The organism is Thalassotalea piscium, from assembly GCF_030295935.1.
In the GTDB taxonomy this organism is placed as follows: Bacteria; Pseudomonadota; Gammaproteobacteria; order Enterobacterales; family Alteromonadaceae; genus Thalassotalea_B; species Thalassotalea_B piscium.
In genome coordinates, this window is the sequence record NZ_AP027362.1 from 48,936 (window position 1) to 66,796 (window position 17,861).

18 protein-coding genes and 1 riboswitch are annotated in these 17,861 nt (G+C 37.7%); of the genes, 11 read left to right on the forward strand and 7 right to left on the reverse strand.

Annotated elements, in window-relative coordinates; all coding sequences use genetic code 11:
* Nucleotides 1-103 precede the first annotated feature (103 nt).
* Nucleotides 104-739, reverse strand: coding sequence for a thiol:disulfide interchange protein DsbA/DsbL (locus QUD79_RS00225; protein ID WP_184422378.1), 636 nt, complete (start codon nt 737-739; stop codon nt 104-106).
* A 210-nt stretch (nt 740-949) separates the two neighbouring features.
* Here QUD79_RS00225 and QUD79_RS00230 point away from each other — a divergent pair, with 210 nt between their 5' ends.
* The 3 genes from QUD79_RS00230 (at nt 950) to QUD79_RS00240 (ending at nt 3,179) form a co-directional block, all read left to right on the forward strand.
* Nucleotides 950-1,780, forward strand: a complete 831-nt coding sequence (locus QUD79_RS00230) for a MaoC/PaaZ C-terminal domain-containing protein (protein WP_184422376.1) — start codon at nt 950-952, stop codon at nt 1,778-1,780.
* A 62-nt stretch (nt 1,781-1,842) separates the two neighbouring features.
* Entirely contained in the window at nt 1,843-2,592 is a 750-nt protein-coding gene (locus QUD79_RS00235) for a TIGR00266 family protein (RefSeq protein ID WP_184422375.1), read from the forward strand.
* Between the two features lie 116 nt (nt 2,593-2,708).
* Nucleotides 2,709-3,179: a c-type cytochrome gene (locus tag QUD79_RS00240; protein ID WP_184422374.1), complete on the forward strand. Its 471-nt coding sequence runs from the start codon at nt 2,709-2,711 to the stop codon at nt 3,177-3,179.
* Between the two features lie 68 nt (nt 3,180-3,247).
* On the opposite strand, the gene QUD79_RS00245 is transcribed toward QUD79_RS00240, so the two are convergent.
* The 3 genes from QUD79_RS00245 to QUD79_RS00255 form a co-directional block, all read right to left on the reverse strand.
* The gene (locus QUD79_RS00245) at nt 3,248-3,928 is read right to left on the reverse strand and encodes a cytochrome b/b6 domain-containing protein (protein WP_184422373.1); all 681 of its coding nucleotides are present in this window, start codon (nt 3,926-3,928) and stop codon (nt 3,248-3,250) included.
* A gap of 108 nt (nt 3,929-4,036) precedes the next feature.
* Nucleotides 4,037-4,468, reverse strand: coding sequence for a hypothetical protein (locus QUD79_RS00250; protein WP_184422372.1), 432 nt, complete (start codon nt 4,466-4,468; stop codon nt 4,037-4,039).
* A 121-nt stretch (nt 4,469-4,589) separates the two neighbouring features.
* Complete coding sequence (locus QUD79_RS00255; protein WP_184422371.1) at nt 4,590-6,422, reverse strand: M61 family metallopeptidase; 1,833 nt, start codon at nt 6,420-6,422, stop codon at nt 4,590-4,592.
* A 170-nt stretch (nt 6,423-6,592) separates the two neighbouring features.
* Between QUD79_RS00255 and QUD79_RS00260 the strand changes: the two genes are divergently transcribed.
* On the forward strand, nt 6,593-7,438 hold the full coding sequence (locus QUD79_RS00260) for a pirin family protein (protein WP_184422370.1): 846 nt from the start codon (nt 6,593-6,595) through the stop codon (nt 7,436-7,438).
* Between the two features lie 53 nt (nt 7,439-7,491).
* Here the strand turns inward: QUD79_RS00260 and QUD79_RS00265 are convergent, their stop codons facing one another.
* Both QUD79_RS00265 and QUD79_RS00270 read right to left on the reverse strand, forming a co-directional pair.
* A complete protein-coding gene (locus QUD79_RS00265; RefSeq protein WP_184422369.1) occupies nt 7,492-7,710 on the reverse strand; it encodes a cysteine-rich CWC family protein in 219 nt (72 codons plus the stop codon).
* Nucleotides 7,711-8,401: 691 nt separating this feature from the next.
* On the reverse strand, nt 8,402-10,177 hold the full coding sequence (locus QUD79_RS00270; protein ID WP_184422367.1) for a sensor domain-containing protein: 1,776 nt from the start codon (nt 10,175-10,177) through the stop codon (nt 8,402-8,404).
* A gap of 312 nt (nt 10,178-10,489) precedes the next feature.
* Between QUD79_RS00270 and QUD79_RS00275 the strand changes: the two genes are divergently transcribed.
* The 7 genes from QUD79_RS00275 to QUD79_RS00305 all read left to right on the forward strand — a co-directional run bounded on the left by QUD79_RS00275 (nt 10,490) and on the right by QUD79_RS00305 (nt 17,419).
* Entirely contained in the window at nt 10,490-10,726 is a 237-nt protein-coding gene (locus QUD79_RS00275) for an RNA recognition motif domain-containing protein (protein ID WP_184422365.1), read from the forward strand.
* A 91-nt stretch (nt 10,727-10,817) separates the two neighbouring features.
* A riboswitch (TPP riboswitch) is annotated at nt 10,818-10,917 on the forward strand.
* 76 nt (nt 10,918-10,993) lie between these two features.
* The gene (gene thiC / locus QUD79_RS00280; RefSeq protein WP_184422363.1) at nt 10,994-12,928 is read left to right on the forward strand and encodes a phosphomethylpyrimidine synthase ThiC; all 1,935 of its coding nucleotides are present in this window, start codon (nt 10,994-10,996) and stop codon (nt 12,926-12,928) included.
* Between the two features lie 9 nt (nt 12,929-12,937).
* Entirely contained in the window at nt 12,938-14,104 is a 1,167-nt protein-coding gene (locus QUD79_RS00285; RefSeq protein WP_184422361.1) for an FAD-dependent oxidoreductase, read from the forward strand.
* Nucleotides 14,095-14,289 carry a sulfur carrier protein ThiS gene (gene thiS, locus QUD79_RS00290; protein ID WP_184422359.1) on the forward strand — a complete coding sequence of 65 codons (195 nt, stop codon included), beginning with the start codon at nt 14,095-14,097 and terminating at the stop codon, nt 14,287-14,289. The genes QUD79_RS00285 and thiS overlap by 10 nt, the downstream gene beginning before the upstream one ends.
* Nucleotides 14,290-14,303: 14 nt before the next feature.
* Nucleotides 14,304-15,110 carry a thiazole synthase gene (locus QUD79_RS00295; RefSeq protein ID WP_184422413.1) on the forward strand — a complete coding sequence of 269 codons (807 nt, stop codon included), beginning with the start codon at nt 14,304-14,306 and terminating at the stop codon, nt 15,108-15,110.
* A 9-nt stretch (nt 15,111-15,119) separates the two neighbouring features.
* Nucleotides 15,120-16,670 (forward strand): thiamine phosphate synthase, encoded by a 1,551-nt coding sequence (thiE, locus tag QUD79_RS00300; protein ID WP_184422357.1) that lies wholly within the window; start codon nt 15,120-15,122, stop codon nt 16,668-16,670.
* Nucleotides 16,661-17,419 carry a HesA/MoeB/ThiF family protein gene (locus QUD79_RS00305; RefSeq protein ID WP_184422355.1) on the forward strand — a complete coding sequence of 253 codons (759 nt, stop codon included), beginning with the start codon at nt 16,661-16,663 and terminating at the stop codon, nt 17,417-17,419. Before thiE ends, QUD79_RS00305 begins: the two co-directional genes overlap by 10 nt.
* Nucleotides 17,420-17,431: 12 nt before the next feature.
* On the opposite strand, the gene QUD79_RS00310 is transcribed toward QUD79_RS00305, so the two are convergent.
* A complete protein-coding gene (locus QUD79_RS00310) occupies nt 17,432-17,803 on the reverse strand; it encodes a hypothetical protein (protein WP_184422353.1) in 372 nt (123 codons plus the stop codon).
* Between the last annotated feature and the right edge of the window lie 58 nt (nt 17,804-17,861).

Consider the following 17,861-nt stretch of genomic DNA (forward strand, 5'->3'; position numbering starts at 1 on the left):
TCTAATATTAAAAATAAAAAACGCAAACTATCAAGTTTGCGTTTGTAGTCATGCCTATTATGTTATCTAGGGCGTTTTCTCTTATTTATGGGGAACAACCCCATTAGTCTAGGGTCAACAAGTAACTAATAAGTTTATTGTATTCATTAATAAAATCGTCTTGTTCGAGCGACTTGCTATTAATAATATACTTACCATTAACAATAAATGTCGGCACGCTTGTTAAGTAACGCCCTTTTGATAAGACGTCTTGCACTTTTTTGTTACGTTTTGCTTCACCAACAATAGAAAAGCTTTTCATTGCTTTATCAAACTTACTAGCGTCGCCGCCTACAGATACATAAATAGCTTTAAGGTCATCTTGTTTATCAACCGGTAGGCGTTTAGTTTGTAGGTGATTAAAAAGTGCTGAAGAAAATGCTTGTCCTAAACCTGTTCTTTCTGCAACAGTATGCGCAGTACTCATCATAAACTGAATATCAGCAGAAGCATAACCCATAAAATCTACATGGGTTTTTTTTAAGCTAGCATTGTCAGGTAGCGCTTTTTTAATTTCAGGTAAATAAGCTTCAAATCCACGACAAGCAGGGCAGTAATAAGAAAAATATTCGCGCACTTCTGCTTTATTTGTTTTTTGTACAGGAGCAACGGAATAGTGTTTTCCTTCTTGCCACTTTTCTGCCGAAGCTGATAATGGAATAAGTACAATAGCGAGTAAGGCTACTAAATATTTTTTCATAAGGTTAAAGCTCTTTTAATAAATTGTAAGTCTAATTAGTATTGATAATATCACCATTTATTTTAATAGGTAATACTTCTAGTTAATTTGACCGCGTTTACTTGTAAATGTTTACAAAGTAAATGTAAGAAAAAATGTCTTGGTATCAAACCTAGATATTACTTTTCTGCTAAAGTGTTTTTAGTTAGTTTTGATAATGAATATAAAAAAATGAAATTTCCTGTTGTTCGCACTGAGCAAGACTCTTTAATGATACTGATAAAGAAACTACTCACTCGCAAAAAAAAGCCATTAGAAAAGTTTAATCCACTAGGGGTATTGTTTATCAATAAAACGCCTGACACTGAAGCAATTAACCAATTTAAAGCGATGTTTAATTGTGCTCAAATTCCGGTGAGTTACATGTTTATTGTGGCTTTTCGTTATATCGCTCAATTGCTGGTGTCTAGCGAAATTCCAAGTCGTTTACTTGGCATGATTCACCTTAGTAGCGACTTCTCTATTGTTAATCAACACAATTGGGCGCAACCGTGCGATATTGAAGTATGTATAGTGTCATTTACTAAAACAGAGAAAGGGATCACTTATTTAATCAATACTAAGTTTTTTCAGGGTGGTCAGCTAACTTTAATTAACGAGAATCGGTTTTTTGAACGGGATGTGCTTTATAGCGGTAATCTACGAAAAAGTGGCCAAGGTGTTGCACAAGTAGACATAATGGCTAAAAAGCGCTTTACACCAAAAATGGCTAGGGGCTATGCTAAAGTTTCCAAAGATTATAATCCAATACATCTTAATCCTTGGTTAGCAAAATTACTTGGTATGAAATCCGCTATTATGCATGGTATGTATGGTTTACATTGGCTGTTAACACAAGAAGGTCTTGTCGATTTTAGTGTTAATCAGTCGATTAATGTGCAATTTAATCGCCCTTGTTACTTACCAAGCAATGTTTTACTCACCAAGTATCGCGATAATGATTGTTATGGGCTATTTTCAGAAAATCTAACTGATAGATTTATGAAGGTGAGTTTAACCTAATAAGCTTGCTTAGCAAAACCGGTCGCATTATAAAAGGGCAATACAAACTAAAAGGAAAAGGTATGCAAAGTCACGAAATAGATTATGAAATTATCGGCCATGCCATGCAAATGGTTGAAGTTGAACTCGATCAAGGCGAAACGGTAGTTGCTGAAGCCGGTGCTATGAATTATATGGAAGATGGTATTAACTTTGAAACAAAAATGGGCGATGGTTCAGATGCAAATCAAGGTTTAATGGGAAAGCTATTTTCGGCAGGAAAAAGAGCATTAACCGGCGAGTCTGTCTTCCTAACGCACTTTACTAATCAAGCCTATGGGAAAAAGCGTGTGGCCTTTGCCGCACCATTTCCAGGTTCTATAATACCAATAGATTTAGCGCAAATTGGTGGTCAAATTACCTGTCAAAAAGACTCATTTTTGTGTGCCGCACTAGGCACAAAAATTGATATCGCCTTTAATAAAAGGCTAGGTAGTGGTTTTTTTGGTGGGGAAGGTTTTATTTTACAAAGTTTGCACGGCGATGGTAAGGCTTTTTTGCACGCTGGTGGTACGGTTATAGAGAAGCAATTAAATGGTGAAACACTTCGCTTAGATACAGGCTGTTTAGTTGCATTTAGTCAGGGCATTGAGTACAGCATTGAGATGACTTCGGGGTTGAAAAGTATGTTTTTCGGCGGTGAAGGGTTCTTTATGGCGACCTTGAGTGGCCACGGAAAAATTTGGATACAAAGTTTACCATTCTCACGTTTAGCTGACAGAATTATTCAGCATGCCCCTAAACTCGGGGGCAGTAATAAAGGCGAGTCGTAATCCTTAGGGCACATACATCCATTTATGGGGTAAATATTCATGGAAAGTAGATATTTTTTTTTGTAAAAGTGATAATGATAAATTATAAGTTCGACTTTGGTTTAAAAGGAAAGTAGATGAAAAAAATAACCACATTAATTTTGGCGTGCTCTGTTGCCATAACAACATCATCAGTTATGGCAGCAACAGCAAGCTCTGAAAAACAAGCAAACAAAGCTGTTGAATTACGCCAATCAATATATGCGTTATTAGGCTCAAATATGGGCATATTGGGGGCAATGGCTAAAGGCGATGTGCCTGTAGATGCTAGCGTTGTAGAGAGAAATGCAACGCGTATTAATCAACTTTCATTAATGATGGATGATTATACTCGTTTGAATACTTCAAAGTTTAATTTAAAAACAGCCGCGTTAGATAAAATGTGGAGCGAAAGAAGTAACTTTGAACAACGCATCACAGACTTGACCGATGCATCAGCAACGTTACAAAAAGTTGCAGCATCTGGCGACGTTAATGCCATCAAAAAAGCAATTGGAGCAGTTGGTAAAACTTGCGGTGGTTGCCACGATGTCTTTAAGAAAGACTAGATCAGGTTGTTTTATTAAGGCGCTATCATAAAAGCTAGCGCCTCAATAAATTGAAAAATTAATCTACCTTAATAATAATAGACTTCCACTTCTGGAATGTTGAGCACAACCAACCAATAAACAAACGCACTAACAACAGCGATTAAAACTAGCGCTATTAGAAGTTTTGAATGAGGTATACCTGCCGACGTCAATTTATTTTCTACCCACTTTTTACCTGTGATCATAGCGGTAATAAGGTTTTGCTTTTTCACGATAAGGTAAAATAGAATCGCGATAATATGTAGTGCAGAAACTATGAGTATTATATCGAAAACATTATTATGAATTGTGGCCATTAGTTTTTGTGTACTTTTACTGACAGAATCAAAGTAGGGCCCATTAGTAAAGATTTCATCGCTCATAAATAAACCACTAACAGTTTGTAGTAACAACAGTGCTAACATAGCGAATACCATTAAACTGCCAAGAGGGTTGTGGCCTAAATAGTCTTTATTACCTTTAACGTATTGCGTTAATTCATTTTTATTGGGCACGAACTGTGAGAATTTTGCATACTTAGTACCAATAAACCCCCATAGTATTCTAAAAAGCACGAGCGCTAAAATTGAATAGCCGAATAGCATGTGAATATCAGTAAGTCCCCTTTCCCCTTCACTGGTATACCAGGAGCCAATAAGACAAATAACTAATAACCAATGAAATAATCTTACGGGAAAATCCCAAATGAGGATTTTTTTCTTAGACAAAATAGTATCTCCAACCTTATATAGTTTCATTATAACGAGAGTTAATCATATGAAATAAAAATTGTACAAGAATTTATAATATAATTAGGGTGAGCTTTCATCGAACTATTAAAATAACCCTTTAAAAAAACTGACTACGTTAGCTCTTTTATTACTAGGTAAATGAAATTCATAAGAATCGTTAAGTAGCATAAGTCGTAGCGAGTATGTGCCGCCATGTCCCCAAGGCCACCAAATAGCAGCCATTGTAGGGTTATTATCATCAGAGGCTGGCAAGGTAAATATTCTTTGTTCTTTATTCAGGGTAATTAAGTCGCCAAGTTGATTTTTTAAATCTTTTGGTGCTTTCTTAATGTTCTTTTTATTCCATTCGTGCTCAAAATTTTCACGAAGAATAGTGAGGACGTCTTGAGACTTATTTTGCGCGAATTCTGTAAGAAGTACTGATAATCTGTCATCCCATTGCCAAACAAGATCACTACGTAATTGTTGTCTAAGCGTGTGCGTAAAATGCTCTATCTGTTGTTGAGAAAATGTCATAATTAGCTTTATTATATTGTTATTATTAGCTTTAATTAATAACTTAATGTTACACAGGCATTTAAAAAGGGCAAGTAAAACTTGCCCGATGTATTAATGTACAGCTTGTACTACAATGTGTTTATTGGCTATCGGCTCCAGGTGACTCTTTGCCTAACCAAGCGTGAAAAAACTGAGTTTGTTGTTCAGTGATTTTATCATCGGCTAATTTGCTTACTTTAAGTTCAGGGTTGGTAATAAAAGTAATCTGTTTAGATACTTTTTCGCCACGTTGAATAAACTCAATTGTAGTTGTGTCATCAGGTGTAAATTGCGCTAATGCATTCTCCCATAATTTTTGAGAGCGGATGGTTCTTCTGCCAAGCTTTACAATTTGGTCGCCGCGTTCAATCCCTGCATTATAAAGAGGACTATTTACGGGGATATTGTTACTAATAATTGCATCTTGTCCTCTAAAGTTGAAGTTAACCCTACCTAAATATGCACTACTATCGTCAACTTGTTTAGCTTGTAGGCCAACTTGTGCTAATAAGGCGTGATAATCAGGCGTTTCTTTTCCATAGATATAGCGATTAAAAAACTGCTTAGCAAAAGTTATACTGCCGGTGACTTCAGCTACTGTACTTTGCAAATCTTCACGGCTATATGGAGCTTCAGTTTTCCCAAACTTATGCCACATCGCTTTCATTACATCGTCAAGTGTTTTACCTGAAAATTCACTGCGGATACTTAAATCTAATGCTAGTGCACGAGCACTGCCGTATCTATAGTAGCTAAAAAAAGTATTACTGAAGTTAGTTTTATCAATTGAAGTACCAGCATCAGTGAAGGTTGCCAACATACTTGCGCCTTCAGGAGTAAAGTAAAGTCGGCCCGGAGTGTGGTATGCATGATTGACGGTGGCAGAAACAGCTTCAAGGTACTCATCTATCGACATTTCTTGCGCTCGTCTTATCAGTAGATCGTCGTAATAGCTGGTAAACCCCTCTGCGAACCATAAGTTTGGAGTAATATTAGCACCAATATAGTTGAAAGGCTCTAGCTCTTTAGGACGAATACGCTCAACATTCCATGCATGAAAAAACTCATGTGAAAGCGTTCCTAACTGACGGTATTCGCCTTCGTCTAATGAGGTTGAACTGGTGATAATAGTTGAATTTCTATGCTCCATACCATCACCACTTACATGTGGTAAATAGCAAGCAATAAAAGTGTATTCACCGTAGTCAAAACGAGGTAACTCACCAAAGACTTCTATTTGTGCGTTTACGACATTTTTTGCCATAGCTGTAAATTTTTCTAAATCGGCATCTGTACCATCATGGTGTACGGCGAGTCTTATTATTTGGGTTCTTCCATCAGAGCTTACTTTCCATTCGCGAATTTGATGATCACTTAACTCTATTGGGCTATCTAAAAAATATGCGAGATTTGGTGCAGTAAAGTGATACTTTCCATCGCCTTTAGGTAGCTGTGTTGCAACTTTCCAATTAGCTTTAAAAGGCTGGAATTCAATAGAGATAGGCTTTTTTTCATGACCAGTTGCCCACATAAAACTAGCAGGGGCATTTAAGTGTGCATGGGTACGATCAATTTGTGCGTAAGTACCATCGCCACGGTCACCAAATAAGGTATAGGTTATCGTTACTTCACCATCATGGTCATTTATGTGCCATTGATATGGATTAGGTCGGGTAAACTGTAACGGTTGGCCTTGGCTATTTACCGCGCGAACATTATAGACATTTTTGGCGAACTCATGCAGAGCATATCTTCCGGGTGAAGAACGACTCATTTGCACTTCAAGTACAGGCGTTTGAATATTACTAAAGGTTACTGAAATTTGTGCTTCATGGTGTTCTGCGTTGTCAAAAGAAACCTGATATAAAGTGGTATCGTTGGCAAAAGCACAAGGGATAACAACCAGTAAGGCAAGGGCGAGTAGTTTTCTCATTATCCATCCTATGAATGATAAATTTTAAAGGGTAAAGTGTAGTGAATATCAGTGAGTGAATACAAGTAAAAATTGTATACATTTATGAGATACTAATTAAACAAAGCTAACTGCCTGTATTGAAAGGAGTTTGCTCCTTATTATTTTAAATATAATCAGAGGTAAATTTAATGAACAAGGTTCGAGAACTTATTAGTGTTACAAAAGCTTTTCCAGCGTCTGATGGTGCTGGCGTTAAGCTTACACGTTTAATTGGTAGCCCAGAGCTTAGTATGCTTGACCCTTTTTTATTGTTTGACTCCTTTGAGTCTAATAATGCTGACGACTATTTAGCTGGTTTTCCCGCTCATCCTCACCGTGGCTTCGAAACAGTTACCTATATGCTTGATGGTAAAATGCGCCATAAAGATAGCGCTGGGAATGAAGGGGTTATTACTAGCGGTGGTGTTCAGTGGATGACTGCCGGCAGTGGAATAATACATTCTGAAATGCCAGAGCAAGAGTCAGGCGTCATGCATGGCTTTCAGTTGTGGGTGAACTTACCGCAAGTAGCAAAAATGACAGCTCCAGCTTATCAAGAGTATGAGGCGAAAGAAATAAACCAGCAACATAATGATGACGGTGGAGTTGTTAAAGTTATAGCGGGAAGTACTGATCAGGCGACCCAAGGTGTGATAAAAAATGACTATGTTGTTCCCAGTTATATGGACATTGAACTACCAGCATTAGCTCAATTTACACAAAGGGTTGACGATAACGACAATAGCTTAATTTACGTTATTTCTGGTGAGATACTGGTGGGCGATAAAAAGCGAAAACTGGTAGACAAACAACTAGGGGTATTAAGCAAAGGAAGAGAAGTGCAGATAGAGGCAAATAAAAATGCTCGCTTTATTTTTTTATCAGCACAACCTCTTAACGAGCCAGTAGCACGCAGCGGCCCTTTTGTTATGAATACGCATGCAGAAATTGAACAAGCATACTTCGATTATCAAAATAACCAATTGATAAAGTAATTGTTATATTGAGTTATCTCGGGGTTACTAACCTTGCTATAACTCGATTGACGCTATTTTGCCCGAATGGCTAATTCAACATTAAATTGTGCGATACACTTTTTACAGATACAGCTTTTATGCTGTAACTCTGGCGGTATTTTTTCAAAAATAGTACTTGGAATTTGAGCAGAATAGCACCAGCAGGGTTCAGGCTGACCAAGCATACACTGATTTATATTTTGGCAAATTGGGCAAAGGTTAGCGTTAATTTCATCGGTTACTTTTACCATGGATTATTTTATGCTTCTAGGTGGCTATTATACCAATCTCACTAACTATGTGATCATTTCTACTGGCTAAAACAGTCAACTTCTGCGTTATTTATTTTATAATTATCGCTACAAGGATGTAGCTTATGTGGGCAATGCGGGAGCATAATTGCCCTGAACAACTAGTTATACCAATCTCACTAATTATATGATCATTTCTACTGGTTAAAACAATCAACTACTGCGTTATTTATTTTATAATTAGAACAACTAGTTATGAAAATAAATGCCTTGTATTTGACTGTTTTCACTGCGTATAAAATAGATCACATATTTAATGAAACTGGTATTATTAAAATAAATGCCTTGTATTTGACTGTTTTCACTGCGTATAAAATAGATCACTTACTTAATGAAACAGGTATTACTTGTGTGATTTCTTTACTATATAAGGTTAACTACTTTTGTTCAATTTCGCTATGCTAGGCGAGACTATTTAACCTGAGTTCGGGATAATGGATGTGCATAAAAACACTTAACATAATAGTTTACAGTGCTTTAGGTGACTTTTTATAAGTACTAGGTGCATTGTAACTCAACCAATGTTAAAAGTTTTGTGTGAATCAAGGCTGATTTATGTACCTAATAGCTGGCTATAAGTAGCAAATTATACGCAGATACACGCGAAAATCTTAGCTTTGGTGTACTTAGCTTATCCCGAACTCAGGTTATTTAATAAAGCAATAATCTCTTCTTCACAAATGGGTTTGGCAAACAAGAAACCTTGCCCTAAATTACAATTGTTTAATCGTAAAAACTGCTCCTGACTTTGTGTTTCAATGCCCTCGGCAATAGAGTTTAGCCCTAAAGCATCTGACAGCGATAATACAGCTTTGATAATTGCTTGTGTTTGGGGCTGCTCACTTAAATTTAAGATAAAAGAGCGATCAATTTTTAATGAATCAATCGGTAATTTTGATAATCGCTCTAATGAAGACTGACCGGTACCAAAGTCATCAATTGATATTTTTACCCCCAACGCTTTAAGGTGAGTGAGTTGATCAATCACAATATCGTAATCCATCATCACTACATTTTCTGTTACTTCTATTTCTAAAAACTGTGGAGAAATTTGATAAAGTGATAAGACCGCTTTAACATCTTGAAAAATGTTAGATTGTGAAAAGTGATGACCTGAAATATTGATAGCAATAGGGACACATACTTTTTTCTCAACTTGTAATTTATTGATCAAAGCGGCACATTTTTTTAATACGTAACGACCAATGTTAACAATAAGCCCTGCATTTTCGGCGATCTTAATAAACTCATCTGGTGATACAACCCCAAGTTCATGATGATGCCACCTCAGTAACGCTTCTATACCAACAATATCATAATTGGCCAAATTATACTTAGGTTGAAAATAGACTTTTAATTCTTCTGTTTCAATAGCTTGTTTTAAACAATGCTCTATTTTTAGTTGCCTTTGCATGCAATGTAAAAAATCTGCAGTATAAAACTGAACGCGTTTTTCGCCTGTTTTTATTGCGTGTAATGCCATGTCGGCTTGGTTAATTAACACTTCTGGGTCACTACTATTATCAGGAGCAATTGAGACACCAATGTTAATCCCTAAAAATAGCTCATGGCTTTGTACTGAGAAAGGGTCGATAAATGCTGCTAGTATATCGTCGAGCAAAGAGCTGAGAGCCTTAAGGTCATCGAAAGGGTAGATCATGATAAATTCATCACCACCTAGTCGACCTAAAAATATGTTGCTAATAACTGATTGTAGGCGTTTAACACCTGCTAACATTAAATGATCACCAGTTAAATGGTCATAAACATCATTTATCTTTTTAAATCCGTCTAGATCAATAAATACGACCGCACACTTTTTGTTACTAACGCTTAAATGAGCAACTTCGTCACGTAATTTTTGTATTATATTTAATCTATTAGGTAAGCTTGTTAGATGATCACACATTGCCAATTTTTGCATTTTACTTTGGCTGGCGATGTTGGTAGATAGATCTTCTATGGTATGAACAATGTAGCCGAGGCTATCTTCTGTTGATGCTAATCTTATCGAAGTTTGCGCGACAGGGATTATTTGCTCATGTTTATTCTGATACCATAATTCAGTTTTACTTTTGTTGGCACTTTGTATTTGTGTCCAAGTGCTTTTAAAAAATTGTTTGTTATGCAGAGAACAATAAAGCTTTTGTATACTTTCGCCTTTAAGTTCTTCAAGAGGGTATTGAGATAAGCTAATTGCTTTTTGGCTTGCTTCTACAATGAATCCATCAATATCGGTTAATATTACGATTTTATCGAGAGAATTAATTAGTGTAGCAAAAGTAGTATTGGGCTGACTTTTACTTTCTAGCGTATTAATTTTTTCAGACTGCCCATCCTTAGTTAGCCCTATTATGTCTTGAATAGCCATGATCCATGACTGTTCGAGATTAATCGAAGAACTCACAACTACAACCTAACAACAATTATGAGGTCATTTAACCCCAGAAAAATAGAATACAGAGTGTAAACCTTAATGACTTTAAATCAATTGTTTTATTATAAAGTGTGATAAAAGTACATTTGTAGAATTAATTATATAAAAATTATGAAGATAATTTATTTTAAATAAACTGTTCACGCTAATAAAGCCGCTTTGTAATTATAGGTTTACACTTTTACTCAGTTATTGACTATTTAACAGGAAATTTGAAAAATAACTTGGTCAATTGAGAATATATGCGACAATTTAACCAGTAATCACTACTTATGGTTTATTATGAAACTTTTAGTTCGTAACCTTTCACGCTCAACAACTGAACAAGAAATTCGTATTTTATTTACAGCCCACGGTACTGTTAATGAATGCACATTGGTATTAGATCAAGTAACGGGTAAATCTAAAGGTTTTGCTTTTGTTGAAATGCCAAATGAAAAAGAAGCTAAAAAAGCACTTGCGGCGCTGCATGAAACAAGGGTAGCAAGTAATCGTATAAGAGTTAAACTAGCGCAGTAAATTCGACTGCTTAAGCGATAGTGTTATAGCTCGTCACCTAATTCTTATAGAATTCTCCTTGCCTATGTTATTGGTTCTATATTAACATCACAGCTTCTTGTCGGAGTGCCATTTGGCTGAGATCGCGTAAGCGGGATCCGTAGAACCTGATTCAGACTAATATCTGCGAAGGAAACAAGGTAAAATTAACCCTACCTGAGATCTACACTCCGTCTTTTATATTTTGCTATGCTTTTGCATGGCCTCGATAATATTGAAAGGCTGAAAATGACTAAACCTACTCGTAAAGAAAACCGCCAAGCCGCACAGGCATTTCTTAAAAGCTGTGCGAATCAAAGCTTTCCTAATTCAGAAAAAATATACATTAAAGGCTTACTTCATCCGATAAGTGTTGGAATGAGGTCAATCTCGCTGTCAGATTCACTTATTGGCGGTACTAAAGACGAACCAATATTTTCACCCAATGAGCCGGTACAAGTTTATGATACTTCAGGCCCATACACAGACCCTAAAGCGGAAGTAAATGTACAACTGGGCTTACCTAAACTTCGCCAAACTTGGATTGAGGCACGAGATGACACAGAAGTGTTGGCTAATAATACTTCGGGTTATAGCCAGCAAAGGTTAGCAGACGAAGGGCTAGAGCATATTCGCTTTGAAAACTTACCGACAATACGTCGAGCTAAAGCTGGCGCAAATGTTACTCAAATGCATTATGCCAAGCGTGGCATTATTACCCCTGAAATGGAGTATATTGCTATTCGGGAAAACTTTAAGCGTCAACAGCTTGGTGATGAAAGCCTAAATCAACAGCATCAGGGTAAAAGTTTTGGTGCGAATATCCCTCAACAAATAACCCCCGAATTTGTTCGTAAAGAGGTTGCACAAGGGCGCGCAATTATACCTGCCAATATCAATCACCCTGAAGCTGAACCTATGATTATTGGTCGTAATTTTCTTATTAAAGTCAATGCCAATATTGGTAATTCAGCAGTCACATCATCAATAGAAGAAGAAGTAGAAAAACTCGTATGGTCAACACTTTGGGGGGCAGACACCGTAATGGACTTATCTACTGGTCGTTATATTCATGAAACCCGAGAGTGGATTATTCGAAACTCACCAGTGCCTATTGGTACTGTACCTATCTACCAAGCCCTTGAGAAAGTTAATGGGGTTGCTGAAAACCTTACTTGGGAAATTTTTAGAGACACATTAATTGAACAAGCAGAGCAAGGTGTTGATTACTTTACCATTCATGCCGGCGTGTTATTACGTTATGTTCCGATGACAGCTAAACGAGTCACGGGCATAGTGTCTCGTGGTGGCTCGATAATGGCGAAATGGTGTTTGTCACATCACCAAGAAAACTTTTTATACACACATTTCGAAGAGATATGTGAAATATGTAAGGCCTACGATGTTTCTTTTTCTTTGGGTGATGGGTTACGACCAGGCTCAATAGCCGATGCCAACGATGAGGCACAATTTAGTGAATTACGAACCCTAGGAGAATTAACTAAAATCGCTTGGAAACATGACGTACAAGTGATGATTGAAGGCCCAGGCCATGTGCCATTACATATGATTAAAGAGAACATGGAAGAGCAGTTAAAACACTGTGATGAAGCACCTTTTTATACATTAGGCCCGTTAACCACTGACATTGCGCCAGGTTATGATCATATAACATCGGGAATCGGAGCGGCCAATATCGGTTGGTACGGTTGTGCAATGCTATGTTATGTCACACCTAAAGAACACTTAGGCTTACCTAATAAAGAAGATGTTAAAGAAGGCTTAATTACCTATAAAATTGCTGCGCATGCAGGTGATCTTGCAAAAGGGCACCCCGGTGCGCAAATTAGAGATAATGCCTTGTCTAAAGCGCGCTTTGAATTTCGTTGGTATGATCAGTTTAATCTCGGGTTAGACCCACAACGTGCGCGTGAATATCATGACGAAACCTTGCCGCAAGAGTCAGGCAAAGTCGCGCATTTTTGCTCAATGTGTGGTCCGAAATTCTGTTCAATGAAAATAAGTCAAGAAGTCAGAGAATATGCTGCTAAGCAAGAGGGTGATATTGAAATTAAAATGCTTGATATAAAAGCTCAATTTGATGAAAAAGCAAAGCAAGGCATGCAAGAAAAGTCAGCTGAATTTAAAGCTAAAGGAAGTGAGCTTTACCATACGGCAAAGTAGGGGATATTTATGTCTAATATTGCAATTGTTGGTGCTGGCTTAATGGGGCGATTACTCGCGCTATTATTGTCGAAACAAGATGAAGGTATCATTGAACAGATTAGTTTATTTGAAAAAAACAGCTTGTTATCGGCAAATTCGACAGGGTTAATAGCAGCTGGCATGGTTGCACCTACCGCAGAATCTATTACAGCGAGTGAGCATATAATGCTAATGGGGCAACGTTCATTAAAGCTGTGGCCTGAATTACTTACTTGCTTAGCAATTGATAATGCTTGGTGGCAGTTAGGAAGTATTGCTGTCGCACATCCAAAAGATCATTCAAGTTTAGTTCATTTTAAACAACGACTTAAACTGCAGAAGTATGCGCTGAATGAGCATGCAGCAAGTGTAGAAGTTAATCATGCGCGCTTAACTGACCTTGAACCAGAATTGGCTAGCCGATTTCAGTATGGATTACTCCTACCAGATGAAGGTCATGTGGATAATTGCGCCCTTTATCAACAAAGTGCACAGTTGATAAAAGACAGTGATATTAATTTATATGAGCATTTAAATGTTGAATTAAAAGACAATAGTGTTGCACTACCCAATGGAGATCTGATCACTTTTGATTGGGTTATTGACTGTCGAGGACTGGGGGCTAGTCGTCAATTATTACAGCCACAAGCATTACTACGTGGTGTGCGAGGAGAAGTAGTGCGGGTGCGCGCACCACAGGTAAAGCTGTTGCGGCCAATTAGAGTGATGCACCCGCGTTATCCTATCTATATTGTGCCTAAAGGTAATGATGAATACGTTATTGGAGCGACTGAGATAGAGTCTGACAGTGAACAAGCAATAAGTGTACGCTCTGCATTGGAGTTATTGTCAGCCGCCTATAGTATACATTCTGGCTTTGCTGAGGCAGAAATAATGGCGATCCAAACTGGCCTTCGACCTACATTTTCTGACAATGAACCCGTCATATCAGTTAATAATCAAGTGATACAAGTTAATGGCTTGTATCGCCATGGCTATTTACTTACACCTTACCTACTTGAGCAAATGTTATTGTTATTACGATCATTTAATCTGGTTAAACAAGTACCGTGGTCAGTTGTTACTAACAGTAATAATTGCCTAGATGAACGATTAATTAACTTTTATAACCAAGGTAAAACAGTATGCGAATAACAGTTAATGATAAAGAGCTAGTTACCGACGCTGACAGTCTAGTGGATATTTTGCAACTTTATGGTGCTAAACCACCATTTGCGGTTGCCATTAATGGTGAATTTGTCGCCAAATCTACTTACGGCACTACTCAAATAAAGCCGAATGATTTAATTGATATTGTATCTCCCATTTTTGGCGGCTAATTAAAAGGTTAATGATGAGTCAACATGATAATTTAATAATTTACGGGCAGTCGTTTACTAGCCGCATGTTAATTGGTAGTGCTCTTTACCCATCTATCGATGTGATGAAAGCCGCTATTGTTAATAGCGCGAGTGAAATAGTTACCGTTTCTCTGCGCAGACAAAGCCCAGAGCGCAATGGCGGGAATGTTTTTTGGCAAGAAATACAATCACTTGGTTTAACTTTGCTGCCCAATACTGCGGGTTGTCATAGTGTAAAAGAAGTGGTGAACTTGGCTAAAATGTCGCGCGAGTTATTTGAAACCAACTGGATCAAGCTTGAATTAATTGGTGATGAATATAATTTACAGCCCGATCCGATTAACTTAGTAAGCGCGGCTGAGACATTAATAAAAGAGGGTTTTAAGGTACTGCCTTATTGTACTGATGATTTAGTATTATGCCGGCGATTAGCAGACAGCGGTTGTGAAGTTATTATGCCCTGGGGATCGCCAATTGGTACAGGCCAAGGCTTAGCCAATCCGCAGGCATTATCAGCTATACGTCATCGTTTGCCTGATACTACCTTAGTGATTGATGCAGGCCTAGGTTTGCCGTCTCATGCAGTACAAGCTTTTGAGTTGGGTTATGATGCGATTTTACTAAACTCTGCTATTGCACAAGCGGTTGACCCTATTGCTATGGCAAAAGCTTTTGCTCATGCTTGTCAGGCGGGTAGACAAGGCTATTTAGCTGGACGAATGCCTGAACGACAAGTCGCTCAGCCAAGTACCCCATTAATGGGAATGCCATTTTGGCATCAAGACCAACCGAGGAATTAACAAAAACGTATGAATAATACCATTGTTTGGACAATTGCAGGCTCTGATTGCACTGGTGGCGCGGGCATTCAAGCGGATATTAAAACGTTGCATAACCTAGGGGTAAAAGCTTGTACAGTGATTACTGCGGTTACTGCCCAAAACTCATCAGGGGTGTTAGAAATTAACTCTGTGAGTGCTGAGGTTTTATCTAGCCAACTGAATGCGCTATCTGCTGAATTACCGGCAAGTGTGATTAAAATTGGGCTGTTAACAAATGTTCAGCAAGTAGAGCAAATTGCCGAGCGTTTAACTTTTTATAAAGGTAATTGGCCACAAGCGCCTATTGTTGTTTACGATCCTGTCGCTATCGCTTCTTGTGGTGACCATTTAACAGAAGAAGATATTTTAGTGGCGATAAAAACTAAGTTGCTACCTTTAGTTGATGTGTTAACGCCAAATAATAATGAATTACAAAAGCTATCGGGTGTGTATGCCTTTTCTTGGCAGTGTTTAGCGCGTGCAGGACAAGTACTATTAGATTTAGGTGTCGGAAGTGTTGCCATTAAAGGTGGTCATATTGATATTGCAGCAGGATATTGTGTTGATTACTGTACTGATGGCGAGCATAACTATTGGCTTGCAAGCAAACGCATTAATCACTCAAACAACCATGGAACGGGTTGTACTTATGCATCAGCTGTTAGTGCGTGTTTGGCACAAGGTTTTTTACTGCGTGATGCGGTTTCTATTGCTAAAGCTTATATTAATCAGGGCTTAAGTCATCAATCATTAATTAAAAAAGCACGGCAAAAAATTGAAAATGGCGCTGTTTGGCAAGGCGGTTGGCCTGTGCAGGCTAAATATTTTCCAAAAGTTTTGGTGGCACACTCAACCATGGCCAATGCACTAGATTGGCAACTAGGTGATAACATTTGCAGCACTTATACCTTTGCAAAAAACTTTCCATCAACTGCGTGTCAATCTTTGGGGTTATACCCTGTTGTTGACTCAGTTGAGTGGGTTAAACGGTTATTAGCAGCTGGCGTTAAAACACTTCAGTATCGCGAAAAGCAATTGACGGGTGAGCCACTATCTCAAGCAATAGAGCAAGTGGTTCTCTTGGGTAAACAATATAATGCTAGGGTGTTTATAAACGACTATTGGCAGTTAGCCATTAAATTTGATGCTTACGGTATTCATTTAGGACAAGAAGATCTACTAAAGGCTGATTTAGCCAAAATTAAATCAGTGGGATTACGCTTAGGCATAAGTACTCATGGCTATTATGAGTTTTTACAAGCGCAAGAGTATCAGCCCTCATATATTGCTGTTGGCGCAATATTTCCAACAAAAACAAAGGATATGAGTAATCAAATTCAAGGAACAGCAACATTAGCTCGTTTGGTTAAGCTAAATACAGAAACACCCATTGTTGCCATTGGAGGAATAACCTTAAACAATGCAACAGAAGTATTAAACACAGGGGTAGGAAGCATAGCAGTTGTCACTGCCATTACCGAATCAAAAAGCCCTGAAAGTGTTATAGAAAGTTTTGAGCAAATATTTGAATGTTGTTAACTGACCAAGAATATATTCGTTTTAGCCGCCACATTATGTTGGATGAAGTGGGTGAGGCGGGCCAAATTGCAATAAAACAGGCTCATATTTTGATTGTTGGCATGGGAGGCTTAGGTTGTGCGGCCGCACAATACCTTGCTGCTGCAGGTATTGGTCAATTAACCTTAATCGATCATGATAATGTTGAAGTGAGCAATCTACAAAGGCAAATATTGTTTACCACTGAGGATGTTGGTGGTGCGAAAGTAACGATTGCTAAAAACAAGTTAACAGCAATCAACCCCAAGGTGAAAATTAACACTTTTTATCAATCTGTTTTCGATTTAAACCTAACCGCCTTGATGCCGAAGGTTGATGTAGTGCTTGATTGCACTGATAATATTGATACGCGCTATTTTATTAATTACACATGTCTTAAGGCAAAAAGAAAGCTAGTCAGCGCTTCTGCGATACAAGGTCAAGGACAATTAATTAGTTTTGATTTTGCACAAAAAGGCTCGCCTTGTTATCAGTGCCTAGTGCCAGAAAAAGTATCAAGTACAAGAAATTGTAGCAGTTTAGGTGTTTTAAGTACGCTACTTGGTGTGATGGGGAGCTTACAGGCAACAGAAGTGCTCAGACTAATATTAAACGAGTATCAAATACTTAATCAGTTGTTAATTTTTGACGCATGGCAAATGTCTTTTAAACGTTTGGTACTCACAGCTGATCCTGAATGCCAATGCTGTAAGCATCCAATAAAAGGTTAGTTTAAGCTTATTTTAAAGGACTGATTTTAGGTAAGAAATTGCTTCTTCTACACTGTTACAAATTTTATAGTCGTGGTATGGATCACCATACTTTTCCAACATGTATTTGGGTATTAGTGGTGGACTGATAAAAACCACCTGGCGACAATTATTATCTTCAGCCCATTGTTGTAATAATAATAGTGGCTGTACAACTTCGACACCGCCACCTTCCCAATCAGATAAATCAACTACTCTTGCCCAAGGTTTGCTTGCGATAGCTTTTGCAACTTCTTTAACATGATTGGTGTAGGTTATTATTTGTTCAACATTCCAGGCACCAAAAAAACGAGATAATATCAAGTTATCTTGAACTGATAATGTGTAATGCCCATGTTCATCCATATTACTACCCACATCATTGAACTTTATCAAAAATATAACAGAACTTAACTAGTAAAAG